This window comes from Erythrobacter sp. F6033 (genome assembly GCF_023016005.1).
Lineage (GTDB): Bacteria > Pseudomonadota > Alphaproteobacteria > Sphingomonadales > Sphingomonadaceae > Erythrobacter.
In genome coordinates this window covers 1637829-1659334 of the sequence record NZ_JALKAZ010000001.1, presented here as the reverse complement: position 1 = coordinate 1659334, position 21506 = coordinate 1637829, and the positions used below count along the sequence as shown (strand labels likewise).

Here is a 21506-nt window from a genome sequence, read left to right as displayed (position 1 = left end):
ATGGTCATGGCGGCCGGCATGGGCAAACGTATGCGTCCGCTGACAGCCAGTCAGCCCAAACCGATGGTGCGCGTGGCGGGCAAGCCGCTGATCGATCACGCCCTCGATCGATTGGCGGAAAATGGCATCGCCAAAGCGGTGGTGAATGTTCACTATTTGGCCGATGCGCTGGAGGCACATGTTCTTGAAAGGGCTGCGCCCAAAGTCGTGATTTCGGATGAGCGCGATGCTTTGCTGGAAACCGGTGGCGGTCTTATTCGAGCGCAGCCGCATCTCCCCGATCCGTTCTTTTGTCTGAACGCTGACAACATCTGGCTCGACGGGCCGCGCGATGCCTTTCGCGATTTGTCGGAGCAGTGGGATCCGAAGCGGATGGATGCGCTTTTGCTTGTGGTGCCGCACACTAGAGCTGCGAATTTCAACGGGCAGGGCGATTTCTATATGGACGGCGCGGGCAAGCTTTCACGCCGCCTGCCGGGCCGGATTGCGCCGTTCATTTACACCGGCATTCAACTGATCGCGCATCGCCTTTTGCGCGATGCACCAGAAGGCAAATTCTCGACCAACATCCTCTGGAACCGTGCGATTGAGGAGGGCCGCCTGTTTGGTGCGGCCTTTACCGGACAATGGTTTGAAGTCGGCACTCCGCAGGCAATCGGCCCGACAGAAAACGCGCTAAAGCGTGGGTGAGACGCAGGCTCCCGAAGTTTACTCGATTGCGGCACACCGCGGCTTTGCCGATGCGCTGGTGGCGGGTCTGGTGCCGCGATATTCCGAAGACGGTTTTGGCTTAGCTCGGCTGACGCTGCTGGTGCCAAGCTCACGAGCGGCGCGGACATTGTCCGAGGCATTTATCCGCCACTCGGGCGCAGCAGGTTTGTTGATGCCGCGCATGGTCACTGTTGGCGATCTTGATCTTGACGAAGCGCTGGGCAATTTGCTCGACCCACTTGGCGCGAGTGACATTCCGCCAGCCGTTGAGCCGACGCAGCGATGGCTGGAACTTGCCAATTTGATTGAAGAAGAGAATGCGGCAGAAGGTCTGGTTGCATTGCCTGGAGCCGCGCGATTGCGCCTTGCTCGCGATATTGCTCAGGCGATGGATCGGTTGCTGGTTGAGGACGTCGCGCCGCAGGAATTGCTCGGCGAACCAGTGTTGCAGATGCTTGATAATTTGTCGGAGCATTGGCGCAAATCCTTACGGCTGTTCGCCCGTGTCGAGCGGCGTTGGCGCCAGCGGCTGGAGGAACTTGGCAGGGTAGATGCTGCCACGCGCCGCAACATGCTGTTCGAACGGGCGGCCAAGAAATGGCGCGACAACTCGCCAGCGCATCCCATCGTTGCCGCAGGCGTGACCAGCGCATCGCCAGCGCTGGCGCGGATGCTGCGCGCAATCGCTAACCTTCCAAATGGTGCAGTTATTCTGCCTGATCTTGATCTTTCGATGAGCGGCGAAGCTTGGGACGAGCTTGGCCGTGCCGGAGCATCCAGCGAACCGGGCGGCGAGGTGTTTGGTAAGAAAGACGCGCTCACCCACCCGCAATATCATCTCAAATTGCTGCTTCAGCGTATGGGCATCAACCGCGCCGAAGTGCGGCAATGGCATCGCAAAGGCGATAGCGCAGCGCCGCCCGCGCGCAGCCATGCAATCAGTTCGCTGTTTCTGCCGCCACAGGCCAGCCAATCGTGGATCAGCATGGAGGCCGACAAGCGTCGTCTCTCCGGTGTGCGATTGATGACAACGGCGACGAGTGAGGAAGAGGCACAGGCGATTGCCATGCTGGTCCGGCAGAAGCTGGATGAGCCCGAAAAGCGGATTGCGGTTGTGACGGCTGATCGCTCTTTGGCCCGGCGTGTGACTCAGCATCTTGAGCGGTGGAATATCATTGCTGATGATACGGCTGGTAAGCCGCTGTCATTGACCCCGGCGGGGCGGTTGTTCGGACTGCTTGCCGCTCTGGCCTCGGACGGTCTGGAACCCGCCGCCTTGATCGCGGCACTTGGGCATCCGTTGGTTCAGCGTGAGGATGAAGACGCGCGGCGCGCATGGCTAAATGCGTTGCGGAAGTTCGAATATAAGCTGCGCGGTCCGTCCCCAGCACCTAGTTTCGAGCCGCTGCGAACTATCGCTGACAAGGCCGATGTTCGCGAGTGGTGGGACGGCGTCGAGGCTATCCTGACGCCATTGCTGGTTTCCGCCGAAGAAATTGGGCTGGCCGACGCGCTTGATATTCTGACAACGGCGGCGGAGGCTCTCGCTGGCGAGGCAGTGTGGGCGCGCGAAGACGGACGCGCTTTGTCTGCGATGGTTGAAGATGTGCGCCTCCATGCGCGCGTCCAAGGAACAGCCATCGCGCCTGCGGACATCGCCGGTGTGCTGCGAGATTGCATGGATGCGGTGTCTGTTCGGCCCCCTTATGGCGGACATCCCCGCGTCAATATCTATGGTTTGCTCGAAAGCCGCATGGCGCGGGCTGATTTGATCATTTGCGGCGGCCTAAACGAAGGCAGTTGGCCGCAACCACCCGGTGCCGACCCGTTGCTTGCGCCCGGCGTTCTGCGCACACTTGGTGTGCCGGGCGCAGAGTTTCGCATCGGTCTATCCGCGCACGATCTGGCTGGAGCTTTGGGCGCGCCGGAAGTGGTGCTCAGCAGAGCACAGCGTGACACAGACGGACCGACACTGGCGTCACGGTTCTGGCTCAGGGCTGAGGCATTGCTAGGCGAGACTCTGGCGGAGCAGCATCGCGAAGAGACGATACCTGCTCTGATGCCGCTGCTTGATCGTGATCCGGTTATGGAGGTTGAGTCCTATCCGCGGCCAAAGCCCAAGCCGAGCGAGCAGCAGAGGCAGGTCAAGATCAGCGCGACCGCGCTCGATCGACTGCTGGGTGATCCGTACCAATTTTACGCGCGCGAAATCCTTGGACTGAAGAGCCTCGATCCGCTCGCCGCCGATCCGTTTGGCGATCCGGCTTTGCGCGGCACGTTGGTGCACGACATTCTTGAAGCGTGGCACAAGGCTCGGGTGACAGACCCAGATCTCGCGCTGGTTCCGTTTGCTGAGCAGCAACTTACCGAAAAGCAGGTTCACCCGCTGTTCTGGGGACTTTGGCGTCCGCGCATTTGCGCCGCTTTGGAGCGGTTTGAAGAGTGGGTTGATGAAGCCGCCAAGGAAGGGCGAGAGATTATCGCGACCGAGGTTTGGGGCGAGATGATGTTCGAAGGCGTCCGCGTAATGGGCAAGCCCGACAGGATCGACCGTTTGCCCGACGGAACGCTGGCCATTGTCGACTATAAGACCGGCAGCCCGCCCAGCGCCTCTCAGGTAGAGGCCGGATATGCGTTGCAGCTCGGCCTGCTCGGCATGATTGCGGATCATGGTGCGTTTAAGACCAACAATGGTCCGCTGTCAGGAGACGCGACCGGATTTGAATATTGGTCTTTGGCGAAGAAAGCGGGCGAGTTCGGCTTTGTTGATGTGCCGATGAAAGTGGGTCGGAAACGCAGCGGCTTGCTGCCTGAAGACTTCCTGCATGAGCATGAACGCTATCTGCGCGAAGCGATCAGCAAATACATCAAGGGTGCTGCGCCGTTCACTGCGAAAGAGAACCCCGATTATCCCGGCTACACTGACTATGATCAGCTGATGCGGCTGGAGGAATGGCAGATCGGTCTTGTCTCCGACAACGGGGAGGATGACGCATGAGCGGAGAAGGCAAAGTCTATCCGCTCGCCGGAGAGCAGCTTTCGGCGGCCAATCCAGAGGACAATGTCTGGCTGTCCGCATCTGCGGGCACGGGTAAGACGCAGGTTCTGTCGGCGCGCGTGCTGCGCCTGCTTTTGCGGCCCGACGTCGATCCCTCAGAAATCCTGTGCCTCACCTTCACCAAAGCCGGCGCGGCGGAGATGGCCACGCGGATCAATGCGGTGCTGGCGCGCTGGGTCAGGCTTGATCCGACCAAGCTTGCCGGAGAGCTAAGCGATCTTGGCGCGGATATTGGCCCGAAGACGCAGGAGCGCGCCCGCACTCTGTTTGCGCAGGTTCTCGATTGCCCCGGTGGCGGGCTACGCATCGACACAATCCACGCGTTTTCGCAGTGGCTGCTTGCGAACTTCCCCGAAGAGGCGAACTTGCCACCCGGCGCGCAGCCGATGGAGGATCGGACCCGCGAATTGCTGTCGCGCGATGTGTTGACCGAAATGCTCAGCGAAGCACGCCGGACGAACGACACGCGGGTGCTCGATGCGGTCACGCTATTCACAACAGCCAAAGACCCCGGCGCGCTGCATTATTGGCTGATGCGCTGCGCCAAGGCAGAGGAAATGTGGGAAGGGCCGACCGCTTGGCAGTCGCCGATGGATGCTCGGGTGCGGACTCTGTTGGAGATTCCATCTGATGCGGATGCGGGTTGGGCGTATGAAGGGCTCGGCCCAGACACATTCCCCGATGATCACCTTCTCGCGATGATCCCGGCGCTGGAGGACTGGGGGACTAAGACAGCAGACAAATGTCTCGCCTTTTTGCGCGAATGGTTGACGCTGAATCATGCGGCGCGGATCGACGCGGTTAGCCGTTTCAAGGGCACATTGCTGAAAGCGGACGGGACGCCCAGCCTTCAGATCAAAAAACCGCGTGAGAATGATCCCGGTTTTGCCGATAGTCAGGAGATGATCTCGCAAGCGGTGCTGATGGTCGAGGAGCGTAAGGCGTTGCTTGATCTGGCAGAATTTCTCACCGCCGCGCTCGAAGTTGGGCGTGCCTTCGCTGTTCGGTGGCAGGAGGCGAAGCGGCGCGAGAGCTTGCTCGACTTTGACGATCTGATCCGCCGCGCAGCTGTATTGCTGAAAGACAGCGTGACCGCTGACTGGATTCGCTACAAGTTGGACAGGCAATTTGATCACATCCTCATCGACGAGGCACAAGACACCAACGAAGCACAATGGGACATCGTTTATGCGCTAATCGACGATTTCTTCAGCGGAGACGGGGCGAGCGGAGACAGACTGCGCACCATCTTTACCGTGGGCGATTACAAGCAAGCGATCTTCGGGTTTCAGGGCACCAGTCCGGAGAATTTCGCCCGAGCGAAGGGCAAGGTCGCAAAAGCCATCCAAGATGCGCGTGAAAGCGCAGCGGAACTGCGCGACGGGCGGCGCACACCCGGTTGGCAAGACCTCGATCTTGGCCGGTCTTTCCGAACATCCAAACCGGTCCTCGATTTCGTCAATCGCGCGATCGCGCTGATCGGTCACGAAGAATTCGGACTTGGTGAAGCACCGCTAGACCATATCGGCGCGGCCCGTCCAGGCCTTGTCACACAATGGAAACCCGTCACCTCGGTCAGCGCTCTAGAGGAAGATGGCGCGGAAGAGCGCGACTGGCTGCCTGCGCACGATACGTTATTGGCGGAAAAGATCGCCGAGCAAGTGCGCCGCTGGGTGAAGGGTGATGAGCCATTTGTGCTGGCGAAATCCGAGCCCCGCAAACACGCGAGCGCTGGCGATATTATGGTGTTGGTGCGCAAACGCGGCGCTCTGGCCGCGCAGATTGTCGCAAAGCTTCATGCAAAGGGCGTGGCGGTCGCTGGTGTCGACCGGTTGCGGCTTGGCGCGCCTCTCGCGGTTAAAGACCTAATGGCGGCGCTGCGTTTTGCGACGCAACCGCTCGACGATCTGTCGCTTGCAAACCTGCTCTCCTCGCCGCTCATCGGATGGTCGCAGGATGATCTGCTTGCGCATGTGCCGCGCGAAAAGAACGTGTCACTGTGGAAACATCTGCGGGGCAGTGATGATCCAATGGTCGCTGCGAGCTGCGAGACGCTCAAATCCTTGCTGGCGCGCGCAGATTATCAAACGCCGCAATCCTTGCTCGCGTGGTTGCTCACCGGACCATGGCGCGGCCGTGAAAAGCTGATCGCGCGGCTCGGGCGGGAGGCGAATGATCCGATTGATGAACTGGTCAACGCAGCGTTCGCCTTTGAAAGCGCGCATACGCCCAGCCTTGTCGGCTTTATCGAATGGTTTGATGCGTCAAACGAGGATTTGAAGCGCGACGCCGATGGCGCTGGCGGCCAGGTGCGGGTGATGACCGTGCACGGATCGAAAGGTTTGCAGGCACCCATCGTGATCCTCGCCGATGCAACGGGCGCGCCGGGGCAGGGCGGTGAGCTGGAACTGGCCGATCTGGAGTTGGGCACAGAAACTGCGCGCAAAGTTCCGCTTCCTTCGCTTGCCAAAGAGCAAAAGCGTGGACGGGTCGAGGAAGCCGAAGCCGCTACCGATGCGGCGAGCATGCAGGAACACTGGCGTTTGCTCTATGTGGCGATGACCCGGGCAGAGGAGGCGCTATTCATAGGCGGTTCGCTGGGGCCGCGTGATGAGAAAAACGGACTGCATGAAGACAGCTGGTATGCGCGGCTGGAGAATGCGTTTGCTGGCGACGAGATCGCCGATGGCTTGTGGGGCATGCGACGCGAATGGGGAGAGCGGGCGGAACCACTGGTTACGTCAGATGTGGTGACTGCTGTGACCGAACGACCAACGCTGCCAGAATGGGCAACCAAACACATCGGGCCCGAACCAAAGCCGCCGCGTCCGTTGGCCCCTAGTTCAGCAGGTGAAGAGCTTGCCGCCGATCCGCCATTGCCTCCCGATGCTGCAAAGGTCGCTGCGCGGCGCGGCGTTCTGATCCACCGCCTGCTGGAGCGATTGCCCGATATTGCGAGCGATAACCGCGCGGATGCTGGTGCAGCATGGCTTGCGCGGCAGGGTGATGACCTGCCTCAAGAGACGCGTGATGAGATGCTCCAAAGCGCGCTAAAGGTGCTCGAGACAGATGCTTACACCAACATATTCTCGCCCGATGCACTTGCCGAAGTACCGCTAACGGCGACGGTCGGTGGGACTGTGATCACCGGTACGGCGGACCGTCTGCTGGTCAGCGACGACAGCGTCACTGTTGTCGATTTCAAGACCACTCGCCGTCCACCAGCCAATGCAGATGCAATCCCGCGCGCAACGGTCAAACAGATGGCGGCATACACCGCTGTGCTCGAAACTATCTTCCCCGGCAAAGCGGTTCGCGCCGCGGTGCTCTACACCCAGACGCCGCAGCTGATTGAAATTCCCGCGGTTACACTCGCCGCGCACAAGGATCATTTGGGGGACACGCAGCAAAGCTTTGCCCCGCTCGATATTGAGTAAGCGCCAAAACCGCCTAGATAGAACGCAGCCAAATTACAGGAGATACACCATGGCCACCATCAATGTGACCGACGAGAATTTCAAAACCGACGTGCTCGAAAGCGATAAGCCCGTGCTGGTCGATTTCTGGGCGGATTGGTGCGGGCCATGCAAAATGATCGCGCCGGCGCTTGAGGAAATCAGCGACGAGCTGGGCGAGCAAGTCACCATCGCGAAGATGGACATCATGGAAAACACCGGCACTCCGGCGGAAATGGGCGTTCAGTCGATCCCGCTGATGGTGTTGTTCAAAAATGGTGAAGCGGTGGCTCGTAAAGTCGGCGCTGCTCCAAAAAGCCAGCTTAAAGAGTGGCTTGAAAGCGAAATTTGAGCCATAATTTGATTGGGCGGGTGCTACATCCGTCCGACAAATTCATCCCAAATAGCCGGGCTGCACGCACCAACCAGTCCGGTTTTTTCGTGCTCGTCGACGCGGTATTCGCTGCCATCCGGGCGTGCGGCTTTTCCCCCTGCTTCATTCAGCCACAATATGCCTGCGGCGTGATCCCATGCAAGGGTGCGCTCAAAGGTTGAGATGTCGTTCTGGCCAAGCGCGAGGCGTGGATATTGCTCGGCGGCGCAGCGCGGTATGTCGACCAGCGAATAATGCGGGGCGATCTTCGCATCGACTTCGGCGTTTTGCTCCTCATTCAGAAAGCCGCGCGCAATGGCCGCAATTTGCGGATCAGAGCCAGTGGTTTGCGCGCAAATTTGCTCGCCATTAATGAACGCGCCTTCGCCAGCTTTCGCGTGACATAGGCGGTCAGTGATCGGGTCATAGAGCCATCCAGCAATGGCTTTGCCTGCATCGGCCAGCGCGACAATGATCCCGAACGGTTCTTTGCCCTCGGTAAAGTTGGCGGTGCCATCCAGTGGGTCGATGATCCAGCATTGCTCCGACAGTTGATCGAGCACAGTTTTGTCGGCGTGCACCGCTTCTTCCCCTACAACCGCAACTCCGGGCGCCAGCTTTGTCAGCGCGTCGGTCAGGAAGCTTTCCACTTCGCGATCCACGACCGTGACGGGGTCATCTTCGCCCTTCATCTCGATTTCGTCATCCGCAAGCGCACGGAAGCGCGGCAGCATGCTCCGCTCCGCCGCGAAACGGAACAGATCGCGCAGTTCGGCGTCCAAAGCGGAAAGTTCGCTCATTTCAGCTCCGGTAATCCGCGTTGATCGAGATATAGCCGTGGGTGAGATCGCAGGTCCAAACCGTGGCACGGCCATTGCCCATGCCGAGCTCGATGGCGAGATCGATGTCCTCTCCTTTGAGGTGTTCTGCAACGGGTGCCTCGTCGTAATCATCTACGGGCACGCCGTTTCGCGCGGCCCATACGCCTCCGAATGCGATGGAAAGCCTGTCACGGTCCGCTGGCTCGCCCGCCTTGCCGACAGCCATAACCACGCGGCCCCAATTGGCATCCTCTCCGGCAATGGCGGTTTTGACGAGCGGGGAGTTGGCGACTGCCAAACCAACACGGCGGGCGCTTTCATCGCTGACTGCACCAGAGACACGCACGGCAATGAACTTGCTCGCGCCTTCACCGTCTCGCACCACCAATTGCGCCAGCTGACGGCAGACGTCCGTCAAAGCCGCTGCGAAAGCGTCCGCGCCGGGGCTGCCCCAGCTTTCGATCCGCGCGTGTCCCGCTTTGCCGGTCGCAAAAGCAAGCACAGTGTCGCTTGTCGACGTGTCCCCATCGACCGTGATGCAGCTGTATGTCTTGGCGTTCGCATCGTTCAGGATTTCTTGGAGAAATGCAGGCGCGACATTGGCGTCGGTGAAGATGTAGCCGAGCATGGTCGCCATGTCAGGCGCGATCATGCCGCTGCCTTTGATGATCCCGCATAATTCGACGCGGGTTTCGCCGATCATGGCAGAAGCGTGAGCGCCTTTTGCGAATGTGTCCGTCGTGGCGATGGCATTGGCTGCATCCTCCCATCCGCATGGCTCGGCAGAAAGCACCGAGGCGACGCCTTCGCGGGCGCGGTCTTTCGGCAGGGGGACACCGATCACACCGGTCGAAGACACGAAGACCTGCTCCGGCCCGCAGCTGATTCCGTCGCTGACTTGCGCCATGATTTGCTCGACCGCTTCTGCGCCGCGATAGCCGGTGAATGCGTTCGAGTTGCCCGCGTTCACGATCAAAGCGCGTGCAGTGCCGCCGTCCAATTGCTTGCGGCCCAATTCAACTTCGGTTGAAGCGCAGGCGCTTTGCGTGAAAACTCCTGCGACAGACGTCCCTTCGGAAAGTTCGACAAAGGTCAGATCGCAGCGGTCCCATTCCTTATACCGCGCACGCGCAACGCGCAGGGTAACGCCTGCAATGGGCGGCATTTCGGGGAAGGGCAGAGCGAGCGGGGAAGTGGTCAGATCCATGCGGGCCGCACTAATCAGGATCACACCATATCGCAATCCGGCTTATGGACACACATTCGCCGTGCAGCATGCGCGGCGTCGGCCTTTGCAAGCACAGCCGCGGGGTGTAACAACTTTGTTATGAAACAACTTTTGCTACCTGTGTTCGCCTTTGGTCTTATGACGTCCACGCAACTTTATGCGCAAACAGCCGAGGCAGCGGTTGAGGCCGCAGCGGAGGCTGTCGAAGATGCTGCTAAGGACGCGATGGAATTGCGGCGTCCTCCTGCTCCGCCCCCGATTTCCGTCGCTCCGATTGCTGCTCCCTATGATGGAAAAGACAAAGAGCGGATCACTCGGCCACGGTTGATCGATTATTCCCTGCTAGATGCCAAGCCAGCTGATTACCCTCCGGCGTCGTGGGTCGCCGATGAAGAAGGAACGGTCGAATTTGAGGTAACGGTCAACACATCAGGCGATGCGACCTCATGCAGAGTACTTGAAAGCTCTGGCTATGCAGCGCTTGATGCAAAGACATGCGAAACCGCCGTTGCGCGCGGAAAGTTTGAACCCGGAACAGACGAGACCGGGGTGCCAGTTGAAGCAACATATCGTGACCGACAGATTTGGAATAAGCGAGAACCGGAATTCCCCGGAACAGCGACAATCCATGTCGCTTTCGTCGTCGGAAAAGATGGAGTTTCCAGGGATTGTGAGGTGATAGAGATCAGCGGCGAAGTATCTGAACGCATGCGCCGAACATTCGATCGAGAGCCATGCCCGGGCATCAATCGCCCTGCTCGCGCGGTGTACCGCGACGAAAATGGTAACCCAATTTCAAAACGCGTCGAATTGCAGGTTATTGTGAAAGCTGAAACGATTGAGGAATAGAGCAGGCAAAATGTTCACCGAAGCAAATACCAACACTGTGGACGTTTAACCTCAATGAGCCTATCTAGGGTGCCTATGACGCGTAAGCTATTTGCCTTTCTGGCCATGCTTTCTGGCCTCGCCGCTCTCGGCGGTGCAGCCAGCGCGTCCTATGCCCACCCGACTTCTCCTTGCAATGCAAGCGTTTCTGCGACTGCCGAAAGCGCCGCTGTCGATCGTCAGGCTCAGCACAAGCGTGAGCCCGGTAAGACTGCGGATCGTAAGAAAGACTGCGTCAAGAAGAAGCCAATGCCGATGCCGCGTTCGATGCGCGTGCCGGTTCTTATGGGAATTGATCGCGCCTACGAATAGGGCGACGCGATCTCACTGATTTTCCGCGCGCCACGGCTGGCTGCGCAACACTCCGCACACATTTTTCCAAATTGCATTGGCCTCATAGCGCGGGCTGCATCCATTTTAAGGCATACCTCTCATGTTTGAAACGCTCATGAAATCGGTCTTTGGTTCATCCAACGACCGCTACATCAAATCCGTCGGCAAAATCGTCAACGAAATCAACGCGCTTGAGCCGCAGCTTCAGGCGCTTTCCGATGACGAATTGCGAGGGCAAACCGACAAGTTCCGCGGGCTTCTCGACGCGGGCAGCACGCTTGATGAGATCATGCCGGAAGCCTTCGCGACTATTCGCGAGGCGTCGACCCGCGTGTTTGGAATGCGCCACTTCGACGTTCAGCTGATCGGCGGCATCGTGCTCCATCGCGGTGAAATTGCCGAAATGCGCACCGGTGAGGGTAAAACCCTGATGGCGACGCTGGCGGTTTATCTCAACGCTATCGAGGGCAAGGGCGTGCACGTCGTGACCGTCAACGATTACCTCGCTTCGCGCGACGCAGAATGGATGGGCCAGCTGTATGAATGGATGGGCCTGACGGTTGGCGTGGTCGTGCCCAACATGGACGAGATGTCTAAACGTGACGCCTACAATGCCGACATCACATACGGCACAAACAACGAATACGGTTTCGATTATCTCCGCGACAATATGAAGCATGAGCGCAGCCAGATGGTGCAGCGCCCGTTCAATTTCGCGATTGTCGATGAGGTTGATTCGATCCTGATCGACGAGGCGCGGACGCCGCTGATTATCTCCGGCCCGACCGAGGACAAGTCCGATCTCTATGTGAAACTGGATGAGGTCGCGAAAGAGATTCCAGAAGACTGGTACGAGAAGGACGAGAAAGCCAAGAACATTCAGCTGACCGAAGACGGTCTGGAGAACACAGAAAAGCTGCTGATCGAAAAAGGTCTGCTCGAAACCGATAACCTTTACGACGTCGAGAACACACAGGTTGTGCACCACCTCGATCAGGCTCTCAAAGCCGTTCACATGTTCAAGCGCGATGACAATTACATCGTGAAGGACGACAAGGTAGTGATCATCGACGAGTTTACCGGCCGCATGATGGACGGTCGGCGTTGGTCAAACGGTCTGCATCAGGCGGTTGAAGCGAAAGAAGGCGTCAAGATCGAGCCAGAAAACCAGACGATGGCTTCGATCACATTCCAGAACTATTTCCGGATGTACCCGAAACTGTCCGGCATGACCGGTACAGCCGCGACCGAAGCAGCGGAATTCTGGGACATCTATAGCGTCAACTGCGTCGAAATTCCGACTAACAAGCCGGTGCAGCGCATCGACGAAGAAGACGAATTCTACAAAAACACGATGGATAAATTCGCGGCCATCGCGAAGGGTATCAAAGAGAAGAACGAGATCGGTCAGCCGATCCTGGTCGGTACGGTTTCAATCGAGAAATCCGAACTTCTCAGCCAGTTCCTCGACAAAGAAGGCGTGAAGCACGAAATTCTGAACGCGCGCCAGCACGAGCGCGAAGCGCATATTGTCGCGCAGGCGGGCCGTTTGGGTGCAGTGACCATCGCCACCAACATGGCGGGACGCGGCACCGATATTCAGCTTGGCGGTAACCTCGATTTCCGCATCGAAGACGAATGCGGCGCGATGGAAGACGGCCCAGAGAAAGACGCGGCCATCGCCAAACTGAAAGAAGAAGTAGCCGAAGAGCGCCAGAAGGTGCTCGACGCGGGCGGCTTGTTCGTCCTCGGCACGGAACGCCATGAAAGCCGCCGGATCGATAACCAGCTGCGCGGTCGTTCTGGCCGTCAGGGTGATCCCGGCCTGTCGCGCTTTTACCTATGTCTTGAAGACGATCTGCTGCGCATCTTTGGCCCGGACACGCTGTTCTCCAAGATGATGAATTCCAACCTCGAAGACGGCGAGGCAATTGGGTCTAAATGGCTATCCAAAGCCATCGAGACCGCTCAGAAAAAGGTCGAGGCGCGCAATTATGATACGCGTAAGCAGGTTGTTCAATACGATGACGTGATGAACGATCAGCGTAAGGTGATCTACGAGCAGCGCGGCGAGATCATGGAATCCGAAACGGTTGATGATGTTGTGGTCGATATGCGCCACGATTCGATCAATTCGATCATCGCGGCATCCTGTCCTCCGGGCTCCTATCCGGAGCAGTGGGATATCGAAGGTCTGACCGAGAAAGTCGAAGAAGTGTTTGGCCTGAAACTGCCCTTCGACGAGTGGGTTGGTGAGGATCAGGTCGAACCTGAAATCTTCGAAGAGCGTCTGCGCACCCAGACCGATCAACTGATGGAAGAAAAGGTTGCCAAGAATGATCCGGCAATCTGGCGTCTGGTCGAAAAAGACGTGCTGTTGCGCCAGTTGGACTTCCACTGGAAAGAACACCTCGCGACGCTCGATGCGCTGCGTCAGGTCATCTGGATGCGCAGCATCGCGCAGAAGCAGCCGATCAACGAATACAAGCAAGAGGCCTTCGGTCTGTTCGAATCGATGCTCGACACGCTGCGTGAAGAAGTGACGAAGATCCTGTTCAAATCGGAACTACAAATCGCTCAGCCGCAAACCGAGGCTCTGCCTGATTTGCCGGACTTCCTGACCGGTCATATCGATCCGCTGACGGGCCTCGACAATTCCAATGACGGCGATGGTTCGGCCGAGCGCCCTGAATTGTTCGGTTCACTCGCGGGCTCACCTCGCGCGGCGTCTGGTCCGGGCGGTTCGAACACGGATAACCCCTACGCAAACCTCAATGTGAGCCGCAATGCGCCGTGCCCATGCGGCAGCGGCAACAAGTACAAGCATTGCCATGGGGCAGCGAAGACAGAAGGTGCAAAGCTGAACGCAGAATAGGGCGGTAGAGGGGCGGTGCGGCCATGATCGGAGCGGTTCCGGCGCTATTGGCGCTCGCCTTTCTGATCACCGCGCTGCTCTATGCGAGCGTCGGGTTCGGCGGCGGGTCAACCTATGCCGCGCTGCTGGCCATTTCGGGTCTCGATTACCGGCTGCTGCCGATGGTGGCGCTGGCTTGCAATATCGTGGTGGTCGCAGGCGCTACGCTGCGGTTCGCACGCGCGGGTTTGATCCCGTGGCGCGGTGCGATTTTGATGACTGCGCTTGCAGCTCCGGCAGCTTTGATTGGCGGTTTGATCCCGATTGATCAGGCGAGCTTTATGCTGCTGCTTGGCGCGAGCCTCGTGCTGACAGCGGTGACGATGCTTACCCCGATCAGCGAAGGTAACATTGACGTACCAAGTCCGCTTGCACGGTACATGCCGATTATCGCCGCTCCGCTGGGCTTTCTCGCCGGAGTGGTTGGCATCGGCGGCGGGATATTCCTTGCGCCCTTGCTCCACCTCACCCGCTGGAAAGACGCCCGCGCTATCGCGGCGACGGCCAGCCTGTTTATCCTCGTCAATTCGATGTTCGGTTTGATCGGCCAGCTTATCAAGCAAGGCCCCGGCGCGTTCGGCGGCGCAATCGGCGCAGCGCTGCCGCTGCTAATCGCAGTCGCAATCGGCGGCCAGATCGGCAGCCTGATGGCGGTGAAAGTGCTGCCCAAACGCTGGATCAGATGGCTAACCGCGGCGCTGGTGCTGGTTGTGGGGGCGAGGTTGTTGGTGTGGCAATGAAGCCATCCGAACATCCATCAATGTAAGAAAATGGCTCCCCGAGTTGGATTCGAACCAACGACCAAGTGATTAACAGTCACCTACTCTACCGCTGAGCTATCGGGGAACATGTCACCGGGATGTCTCTCCGGTGCGAGCAGCGCCTATATGGGGGTGCGGATTTCTTTGCAAGAGGGTTTGGCGCGAAAAAGCCTAATCAGTCACAAATTGCTCTGAAACGATCCGTTCTTCCAGCGACTGGCCGGGGTCGAATAGCAATTCCAGTTCTGTATCGCGGGCAATTTCCAGAGTGACTTCGTGGATGTCGCGAAGTTCCTTTTGGTCCGCCACCGCCGCGACGGGGCGCTTATCCGGGTCCAACACGCGCAGTTTGATCCGCATCCCGTCAGGCAGAATGGCACCGCGCCACCGGCGTGGGCGGAACGGGCTGATCGGGGTTAGCGCGAGCAGCTCGCTGTCGAGTGGCAGGATCGGGCCATTGGCAGAGAAATTATACGCGGTAGAGCCAGCGGGCGTGGCGACCAATACGCCATCTCCCACCAATTCCTTGATGCGGACACGGCTGCCGACGGTGATCTCAATCTTCGCTGTTTGGCGCGTCTCACGCAGCAGGGACACCTCGTTGATCGCGCACAGCACTTGCGTCTCGCCATCCTGCAACACGGCTTCCATCCGCAGAGGTGCGATGCTTTTCCGGTGCGCTTTGGCAAGGCGATTGGCGATTACCGCGCGCTTGTCATAGCGGTTCATCAGAAACCCAACTGTGCCAAGGTTCATCCCGTATGCTGGCACAATCCGCCCGGCGTCGAGCATGCCGTGCAGCGTTTGCAGCATGAAGCCGTCACCGCCCAGCACGACGACCACATCGGCCTCTTCAATCGGGACCCAATCGGTCTGGCCCAATAGAGCATGATACGCTTCCTGCGCTCGCGGTGTTTCCGACGCGAGGAGAGCCATTCTGGCAAACGGGTTGGTGAGTCCATTGGTCGCGCCATTGGTCGCAGTAGTCATAGCCGTATTCAGACCCTCTCAGCCGCAATGCCAATCCGGCATTCACAAGTTGACGCGCCGCTGCGAACCCAAACGACGTAGTCAGTTATCCTGATGTTCCAATTTCGGTCGGATTGCAATTGGTGTAAGCTTTCGGACATAAGTCTCGTTAAAGGCGCGGAATGAAATCGAACCCTACTTCTTTGACCCACTCGCTTCGGGAGCCGACCAGAGGCTCTTTCCCGGGCGTGAAGGAATCTGCACTCGACAGCGATTTGTTGCGTGCGCTGGATCGGGAAGAGATTGAGGTTCTGTTTCAGCCACAGTTTTCCGGCAGCACCGGCGCGGTTGTGGGCGCAGAGGCGTTGGCGCGCTGGCAGCATCCCACGCTTGGTGAGATTGGCGCGCGCGACCTGTTCGCCATTGCAGAGCGGGCTGCTCTGGTTGCGCCTTTGTCACGGCATGTGGTCGCCCGCGCGTTGCAGGACGCGGCGGCGTGGCCCGATGAATTGAGCCTGTCGCTCAATATCACACCCGAAGAAATGGGCGATCCGCGCTTTGCCGCCGATTTTGCGGAATTGATCGGGCAAAGCGAAATCGAACCGACCCGTTTGATGCTTGAGATCACCGAAGATTTGCTGCTGCGCAATCTGAAACAGGCTAGCGAAGCCTTGGGCGCTTTGCGAAAGCTTGGTTTCCGCACGGCTCTTGATGATTTTGGTGCTGGTTTTTGCAATTTCCGGTATTTGCGCGAATTGCCGCTGGACGCGATAAAGCTCGACAAGATTATGGTCGACGGCGTGCCCGGTGACCCGAAAGCACTGGCGGTGCTACGCGCGATTATCGCGCTTGCCCGCGCGCTTGAACTCGATATCTATGCCGAGGGGATCGAAAGCGAGATCCAACGCGCCGCGATTATCTCCGAAGGGTGCGAATACTGGCAGGGCTTCCTGCGGGCGCAGCCGATGAAGAGCGATCAGGTGCTGGAACTGGCAAAAACAGCGCGCGGGCGCGGGCATGGGTAAAAGATAGGATAGCTGATACCGGCTGTGGCTATCCGAGAAACTTCGCTGCCAATTTGATTGTCCGCCAGCGCATTGAGAGGCTGCTGCGAACACCCGGAAGGTTGGAGTCTTTTCGTCGAAACTCGGGCTTTGGTCGCAAAGCCTGCGTGTATGAAGACAGGTCGATCAAGAATGCCTTGAGCTGATTGTGCCTCATCAATTGAAAACCTTTGGTCTCTCTATGAGCATTGCTCGCGTAGATGCTCATGCCACCTGTGACCTCATCGGCCTTAAACCGTGCCTCGTTCTCGGCGCTGATGAGCTCAACGGAGAGAGCGGCATCCACATAACCTTCTATTTCCGCTAAAATTACGCCGATCTTCGGCGATGGACCAAGCCGCTTATAGAGCACATCGGAAAGGTGCTCGATCTTGGGCGGTGCTTTGCCTTTTTCGGCGATGAGCCGGAAATTGGATTGTTTGAAATCATACGGGTCAGATGAGATGAGCCACGTTTCTGCGCCGAAGAACGCGGCGGTTCCTCGCGTGGCTATGTCGTGCGCATATCTTGGTTTGGCCGTATCTGGGTCGGTTCCTTCCGGGTAAAAGCGTTCGACATGCATGGCGCCGTCTTGATCGATGACGAGCGCGCGATCCCAATCAATTTCGCATTTCGCACCAACCAATTTGCCGCTGTCGAATTCGATAAAGCTGTCGTAGCCTTCGTCATTGCCGCCGACATGGATAATCGGTTGCTCCAATTTCGCGCTTAAAACCCCGCATTGAAGGAAGGTCAGTTCATCAAAAAGGTTTTTGTCGCCGCCCTCTTCAATGATCCGGTCCAGAATTCTACTGGATAGCGACGCAATTTTTCTGGCTTTTGGCTTGCTGCTTGTTTGAAGCTGCTCGAAGAACGTTATGCCATCTTCGTTGCTCGGACCTTCAAGATACCATGCTTCTGTGTCGACCTGTTCGAACAATCGCCAACCAGTAAGCCAGTCGATTGCCTCTAGCGTGGCGACATTTGGTTCATCGCGAAAGGCGAAGAATTCGATATAATACATCGCTGCGCCGTCTCACTCTTCAGCCTCAATGATTTGAACCAGAGTGTAGGCATGCCTGCGCGAGCGCAAGAGAGTTTTACTTCCTTTTCGCCGCCTTCTTCACAATCCCGCTCAAGCCCTTGGTCAGCTGGAACAAACCGTTGAGGCGGCTTTCCGGATCGCTCCATGCGCGGTTGATGACGAGCTTCATGTCCGGGCGCAGCTTCGCTGTTCCGGCGAGCCGATCAACATAGGCGATAAGGCCCGGACCATCTGGGAAGTCATCATTGTGGAATGTCACCAATGTGCCGCGCGCGCCGACATCAACCTTGGCAATGTTGGCGGTGATCGCCTGATGCTTGATCTCGATCAGACGGATCAGATTCTTGGTCGGCGATGGCAGATCGCCAAATCGGTCGATCATTTCAGCGGCTAGGCTCTCGATCTCGGCTTTGTCCTGCGCTTGGTTGAGGCGGCGATAGAGCGCCATGCGCACCGCGAGATCGGGCACATATTCCTCTGGAATCATGATCGGCGCATCGACGGTGATCTGCGGTGAGACTTTATCCTTCGCGGCTTCCAGTCCCATTTCGCCAGCCTTCGCGGCGAGGATCGCGTCTTCGAGCATGGATTGGTACAGCTCGAAGCCGACCTCGCGAATATGGCCCGATTGCTCGTCACCCAGCAGATTGCCAGCGCCGCGAATGTCGAGATCGTGGCTCGCCAGCTGGAAGCCTGCACCCAGACTGTCGAGGTCGCCGAGCACTTTGAGGCGTTTCTCTGCAATCTCGGAAAGCTGCACGTCTTTCTCATAAGACAGATACGCGTAAGCGCGCAGTTTTGACCGGCCCACACGCCCGCGCAATTGATACAGTTGCGCAAGGCCAAAGCGGTCTGCACGGTGGATGATGATGGTGTTCGCGCTCGGCAGATCGAGGCCGCTTTCCACGATGGTCGTCGATAGCAGGACTTCGTATTTGCCCTCGTAAAACGCGCTCATGCGCTCTTCGATCTCGCCAGCACCCATTTGGCCGTGCGCGGAGATCGGTTTTACTTCGGGCACATTCTCGCGCAGCCATTCCTCGACATCGGCCATGTCGGAGATGCGCGGGACGACGATAAAGCTCTGCCCGCCGCGATGGTGTTCGCGCAGCAAAGCCTCGCGCATCACCATATCGTCCCACTCCATCACGTATGTGCGCACCGCAAGGCGGTCGACCGGAGGGGTCTGGATCGTGGAAAGCTCGCGCAGACCCGTCATCGCCATTTGCAGCGTGCGCGGGATTGGCGTCGCGGTGAGCGTCAGCATATGCACGTCAGAACGCAGCTGTTTCAACTTCTCCTTGTGCGTCACGCCAAAGCGCTGCTCTTCGTCCACGATCACAAGGCCGAGATTTGCAAACTCGGTCGACTTGGAAAGGATCGCATGGGTGCCGACAACAATGTCGATATCGCCGCTGGCCAAGCCTTCGCGGGTTTCGGTGATTTCCTTGGAGGAGACGAGACGCGATAGGCGTCCGACCTTGAGCGGGAAGCCGGCAAAGCGTTCGGAAAAGCTCTGGTAATGCTGGCGGGCTAGCAGAGTGGTCGGGGCGACGATGGCGACCTGCTGCCCGCTCATTGCGGCGACAAATGCGGCGCGCAGGGCGACCTCTGTTTTGCCAAAGCCGACATCGCCGCAAACGAGCCGGTCCATTGGCTTGCCGCTTTCCAGGTCGCGCAAAACGTCGGTAATTGCCGCGTCCTGATCGTCGGTCTCTTCCCATGGGAAACGGTCGACGAACTGGTTGTATCCGGCTTCCTCGGCTTCGAAGATCGGGGCTTTTTTGAGTGCGCGCTCTGCCGCGACCTTCATCAATTCGCCGGCGATGGCGGTGATGCGCTCTTTCAGCTTGGCGCGGCGTTTCTGCCATGCTTCGCCGCCGAGGCGGTCAAGCATAACGGCCTCTTCGGAAGAGCCATAGCGGCTGAGGACGTCAATGTTCTCGACCGGAATAAACAGCTTGTCGCCGCCCTTATATTCCAGCTGCACACAATCGTGTTGGCTTTTGCCCACGGGGACTGGTTCGAGGCCAAGATATTTGCCGATGCCGTGTTCGACATGGACGACCAGATCGCCGCGGGTGAGAGCCTGCAACTCGGCCAGAAACGCATCGGAATCCTTGCGCTTTTTCTTGCGGCGGACGAGCCGGTCACCCAACACATCCTGTTCGGTCAGGATTTCTAGGGTCTCATTGGCGAAGCCCGCTTCTAGCGGAAGCACCATGGCGGCGGTTTTGCCCTTGGCGGCGAGGCCAAGAGCTTCCTGCCATGTATCCGCCTCTACGCTCTCACAGCCCGCTTCGGACAGGATGGAGGCTATGCGAGCACGGCTACCGGTCGAGTATGCCGCGAGCAAAGGCTTGCGACCCGATTTTGCGATATCTTTGAAGTGCTTTGCAGCGGCGTCGTAGACATTGTCGCCGCGCCCGCGCTCCGGCGTAAAATCACGCGCTGCTTTGAAGCCGAAATCGATATTTGCGCCGCTTTCCGGTGCGGCAAAGATGCTGGCGCGGTGGGCGGGCGCAGAGGCAATCGCGGCCTCAAACTCCTCCTTGCCCAGATAGAGCGCGGTCGGATCAATCGGGCGGTAACTGCCTGCTTTTTCGCCCGCGATGCGCTCGCGCTGTTTGTGGTAGTCGACAATGTCGGTGATGCGTTCATCGCCTGCGCCAATCGCGGCCTGATCGATCACGACCAAATCATTGTCGGCAAGGTGATCAAAGATGGTCGAAAGGCGCTCTTCGAACAGTGGGAGCCAGTGCTCCATGCCCGCAAGCCGACGCCCGTCGCTGACCGCTTCATAGAGCGGGTCCTGCGTTGCCGCCGCGCCGAACATCTCGCGGTAGCGCGAGCGGAAACGCTTGATGCTCTCATCATCGATCAAAGCTTCCGAAGCAGGCAGCAGCAGGTGCGAATCCAACCGTCCGATGCTGCGCTGAGTGCTCGGATCGAACAAGCGCAGGCTTTCCAGTTCGTCCCCGAAGAAATCGAGCCGCAGACCGGATTCGAGCGACGATGGGAAAATATCGACAATCGACCCGCGCACGGCAAATTCGCCGTGGTCGATCACGGTGTCTGTCCGCGAATATCCCTGACGGGTGAGCAGCGCAGAAAGCGTGTTGTGTCCGATAGTTGTGCCGGGTTTGAACTGACGCACGCTCTCACGAATGCGGAACGGGGTGAGCACGCGCTGCAACGCCGCGTTCACGGTTGTCACAAGCAATTGTGATCTACCGGACGGGTGCTGCAATTTGAACAGAGCAGACAGCCGCGCCGCGCTGACCGAAAGCGCAGGCGATGCGCGGTCATAAGGCAGACAATCCCATGCCGGCAGTTCCAGCACTTCTACCTCGGGGGCGAAATAGCGTGCGGCTTCAGCCACTGCTTTCATCGACGCATCATCGGGAGCAATAAAGACTGCACGTTGCTTTGCCGCCCGTGCGAGATCGCCCAAGATCAGCGGAACCGCGCCGCGCGGCAGCGACGATAGGGTCAGCGGAGTCTCCGCCGCCAGAATGCGGTTCAGATCGGGCATATCTGTTCAGTCAAAGGTCGGGAGGGGCAGGCGTTCCCCGCCACAGTGATTAGATGCAAAAGGAAGCGCGGCTTAGCGCGGGATATCGACGTAGTCGAGCGCCTGCATCTTTTCGATCTGCTCGCCCTGGAACTTCTCCGGAACGGGCGCGGTTTTCAGGGCCCATGCCATCACGTCCACGTCATCTTCGGCCAGCAGGTCTTCGAACCATTCCAGCGTGAGAACATCCCATTCCGCCGAATAGCGATCGAAGAAACCGCCGATCATATAATCGGCTTCGCGCGTGCCGCGATGCCATGCGCGGAACTTGGCTCTGGCCAGGCGGGCTTCGAATGTGGGCATATCCGTCATGCCGCGCCAAGTAAGGCACTC

At 58.6% G+C, this 21506-nt stretch carries 15 protein-coding genes and 1 tRNA gene; 9 read left to right on the top strand and 7 right to left on the bottom strand.

Going from position 1 to position 21506, the window contains the following annotated elements:
* The 4 genes from MWU39_RS07870 to trxA are packed head-to-tail and all read left to right on the top strand — an operon-like array spanning position 1 to position 7576.
* On the top strand, positions 1-690 hold the full coding sequence (locus MWU39_RS07870; RefSeq protein ID WP_247160339.1) for a nucleotidyltransferase family protein: 690 nt from the start codon (positions 1-3) through the stop codon (positions 688-690).
* On the top strand, positions 683-3709 hold the full coding sequence (gene addB / locus MWU39_RS07865; protein ID WP_247159452.1) for a double-strand break repair protein AddB: 3027 nt from the start codon (positions 683-685) through the stop codon (positions 3707-3709). The genes MWU39_RS07870 and addB overlap by 8 nt, the downstream gene beginning before the upstream one ends.
* Entirely contained in the window at positions 3706-7206 is a 3501-nt protein-coding gene (gene addA / locus MWU39_RS07860) for a double-strand break repair helicase AddA (RefSeq protein ID WP_247159451.1), read from the top strand. Before addB ends, addA begins: the two co-directional genes overlap by 4 nt.
* A 49-nt stretch (positions 7207-7255) precedes the next feature.
* Complete coding sequence (gene trxA, locus MWU39_RS07855) at positions 7256-7576, top strand: thioredoxin (RefSeq protein WP_247159450.1); 321 nt, start codon at positions 7256-7258, stop codon at positions 7574-7576.
* Positions 7577-7599: 23 nt separating this feature from the next.
* On the opposite strand, the gene MWU39_RS07850 is transcribed toward trxA, so the two are convergent.
* Positions 7600-8397, bottom strand: a complete 798-nt coding sequence (locus MWU39_RS07850) for an inositol monophosphatase family protein (protein ID WP_247159449.1) — start codon at positions 8395-8397, stop codon at positions 7600-7602.
* Position 8398: 1 nt separating this feature from the next.
* Entirely contained in the window at positions 8399-9625 is a 1227-nt protein-coding gene (argJ, locus tag MWU39_RS07845; protein WP_247159448.1) for a bifunctional glutamate N-acetyltransferase/amino-acid acetyltransferase ArgJ, read from the bottom strand.
* A gap of 120 nt (positions 9626-9745) precedes the next feature.
* Here argJ and MWU39_RS07840 point away from each other — a divergent pair, with 120 nt between their 5' ends.
* The 4 genes from MWU39_RS07840 (at position 9746) to MWU39_RS07825 (ending at position 14521) form a co-directional block, all read left to right on the top strand.
* Positions 9746-10495 (top strand): energy transducer TonB, encoded by a 750-nt coding sequence (locus MWU39_RS07840; protein ID WP_247159447.1) that lies wholly within the window; start codon positions 9746-9748, stop codon positions 10493-10495.
* 75 nt (positions 10496-10570) lie between these two features.
* Complete coding sequence (locus MWU39_RS07835; RefSeq protein WP_247159446.1) at positions 10571-10846, top strand: hypothetical protein; 276 nt, start codon at positions 10571-10573, stop codon at positions 10844-10846.
* A gap of 121 nt (positions 10847-10967) precedes the next feature.
* Entirely contained in the window at positions 10968-13742 is a 2775-nt protein-coding gene (gene secA, locus MWU39_RS07830) for a preprotein translocase subunit SecA (protein ID WP_247159445.1), read from the top strand.
* A 23-nt stretch (positions 13743-13765) separates the two neighbouring features.
* A complete protein-coding gene (locus MWU39_RS07825) occupies positions 13766-14521 on the top strand; it encodes a sulfite exporter TauE/SafE family protein (protein WP_247159444.1) in 756 nt (251 codons plus the stop codon).
* Between the two features lie 31 nt (positions 14522-14552).
* On the opposite strand, the gene MWU39_RS07820 is transcribed toward MWU39_RS07825, so the two are convergent.
* A tRNA-Asn gene (locus tag MWU39_RS07820) sits at positions 14553-14627 on the bottom strand.
* Positions 14628-14713: 86 nt separating this feature from the next.
* Entirely contained in the window at positions 14714-15532 is an 819-nt protein-coding gene (locus MWU39_RS07815; protein WP_247159443.1) for an NAD kinase, read from the bottom strand.
* A gap of 161 nt (positions 15533-15693) precedes the next feature.
* Here MWU39_RS07815 and MWU39_RS07810 point away from each other — a divergent pair, with 161 nt between their 5' ends.
* Positions 15694-16536, top strand: a complete 843-nt coding sequence (locus MWU39_RS07810) for an EAL domain-containing protein (protein ID WP_247159442.1) — start codon at positions 15694-15696, stop codon at positions 16534-16536.
* Positions 16537-16564: 28 nt separating this feature from the next.
* Here the strand turns inward: MWU39_RS07810 and MWU39_RS07805 are convergent, their stop codons facing one another.
* The 3 genes from MWU39_RS07805 to MWU39_RS07795 form a co-directional block, all read right to left on the bottom strand.
* Entirely contained in the window at positions 16565-17578 is a 1014-nt protein-coding gene (locus MWU39_RS07805; RefSeq protein ID WP_247159441.1) for a hypothetical protein, read from the bottom strand.
* Between the two features lie 76 nt (positions 17579-17654).
* The gene (mfd, locus tag MWU39_RS07800) at positions 17655-21134 is read right to left on the bottom strand and encodes a transcription-repair coupling factor (protein ID WP_247159440.1); all 3480 of its coding nucleotides are present in this window, start codon (positions 21132-21134) and stop codon (positions 17655-17657) included.
* Between the two features lie 72 nt (positions 21135-21206).
* Positions 21207-21485: a succinate dehydrogenase assembly factor 2 gene (locus MWU39_RS07795; protein ID WP_247159439.1), complete on the bottom strand. Its 279-nt coding sequence runs from the start codon at positions 21483-21485 to the stop codon at positions 21207-21209.
* Positions 21486-21506: the final 21 nt, after the last annotated feature.

Excerpts from the sequence above, each read along its gene's own strand:
- MWU39_RS07795 (WP_247159439.1), bottom strand. The coding sequence starts at position 21,485 with ATGACGGATATGCCCACATTCGAAGCCCGCCTGGCCAGAGCCAAGTTC.
- trxA (WP_247159450.1), top strand. The coding sequence starts at position 7,256 with ATGGCCACCATCAATGTGACCGACGAGAATTTCAAAACCGACGTGCTC.
- addA (WP_247159451.1), top strand. The coding sequence starts at position 3,706 with ATGAGCGGAGAAGGCAAAGTCTATCCGCTCGCCGGAGAGCAGCTTTCG.
- MWU39_RS07850 (WP_247159449.1), bottom strand. The coding sequence starts at position 8,397 with ATGAGCGAACTTTCCGCTTTGGACGCCGAACTGCGCGATCTGTTCCGT.
- MWU39_RS07840 (WP_247159447.1), top strand. The coding sequence starts at position 9,746 with ATGAAACAACTTTTGCTACCTGTGTTCGCCTTTGGTCTTATGACGTCC.
- MWU39_RS07825 (WP_247159444.1), top strand. The coding sequence starts at position 13,766 with ATGATCGGAGCGGTTCCGGCGCTATTGGCGCTCGCCTTTCTGATCACC.
- MWU39_RS07835 (WP_247159446.1), top strand. The coding sequence starts at position 10,571 with ATGACGCGTAAGCTATTTGCCTTTCTGGCCATGCTTTCTGGCCTCGCC.
- secA (WP_247159445.1), top strand. The coding sequence starts at position 10,968 with ATGTTTGAAACGCTCATGAAATCGGTCTTTGGTTCATCCAACGACCGC.
- argJ (WP_247159448.1), bottom strand. The coding sequence starts at position 9,625 with ATGGATCTGACCACTTCCCCGCTCGCTCTGCCCTTCCCCGAAATGCCG.
- MWU39_RS07870 (WP_247160339.1), top strand. The coding sequence starts at position 1 with ATGGTCATGGCGGCCGGCATGGGCAAACGTATGCGTCCGCTGACAGCC.
- MWU39_RS07810 (WP_247159442.1), top strand. The coding sequence starts at position 15,694 with ATGAAATCGAACCCTACTTCTTTGACCCACTCGCTTCGGGAGCCGACC.
- MWU39_RS07815 (WP_247159443.1), bottom strand. The coding sequence starts at position 15,532 with ATGACTACTGCGACCAATGGCGCGACCAATGGACTCACCAACCCGTTT.
- MWU39_RS07805 (WP_247159441.1), bottom strand. The coding sequence starts at position 17,578 with ATGTATTATATCGAATTCTTCGCCTTTCGCGATGAACCAAATGTCGCC.
- mfd (WP_247159440.1), bottom strand. The coding sequence starts at position 21,134 with ATGCCCGATCTGAACCGCATTCTGGCGGCGGAGACTCCGCTGACCCTA.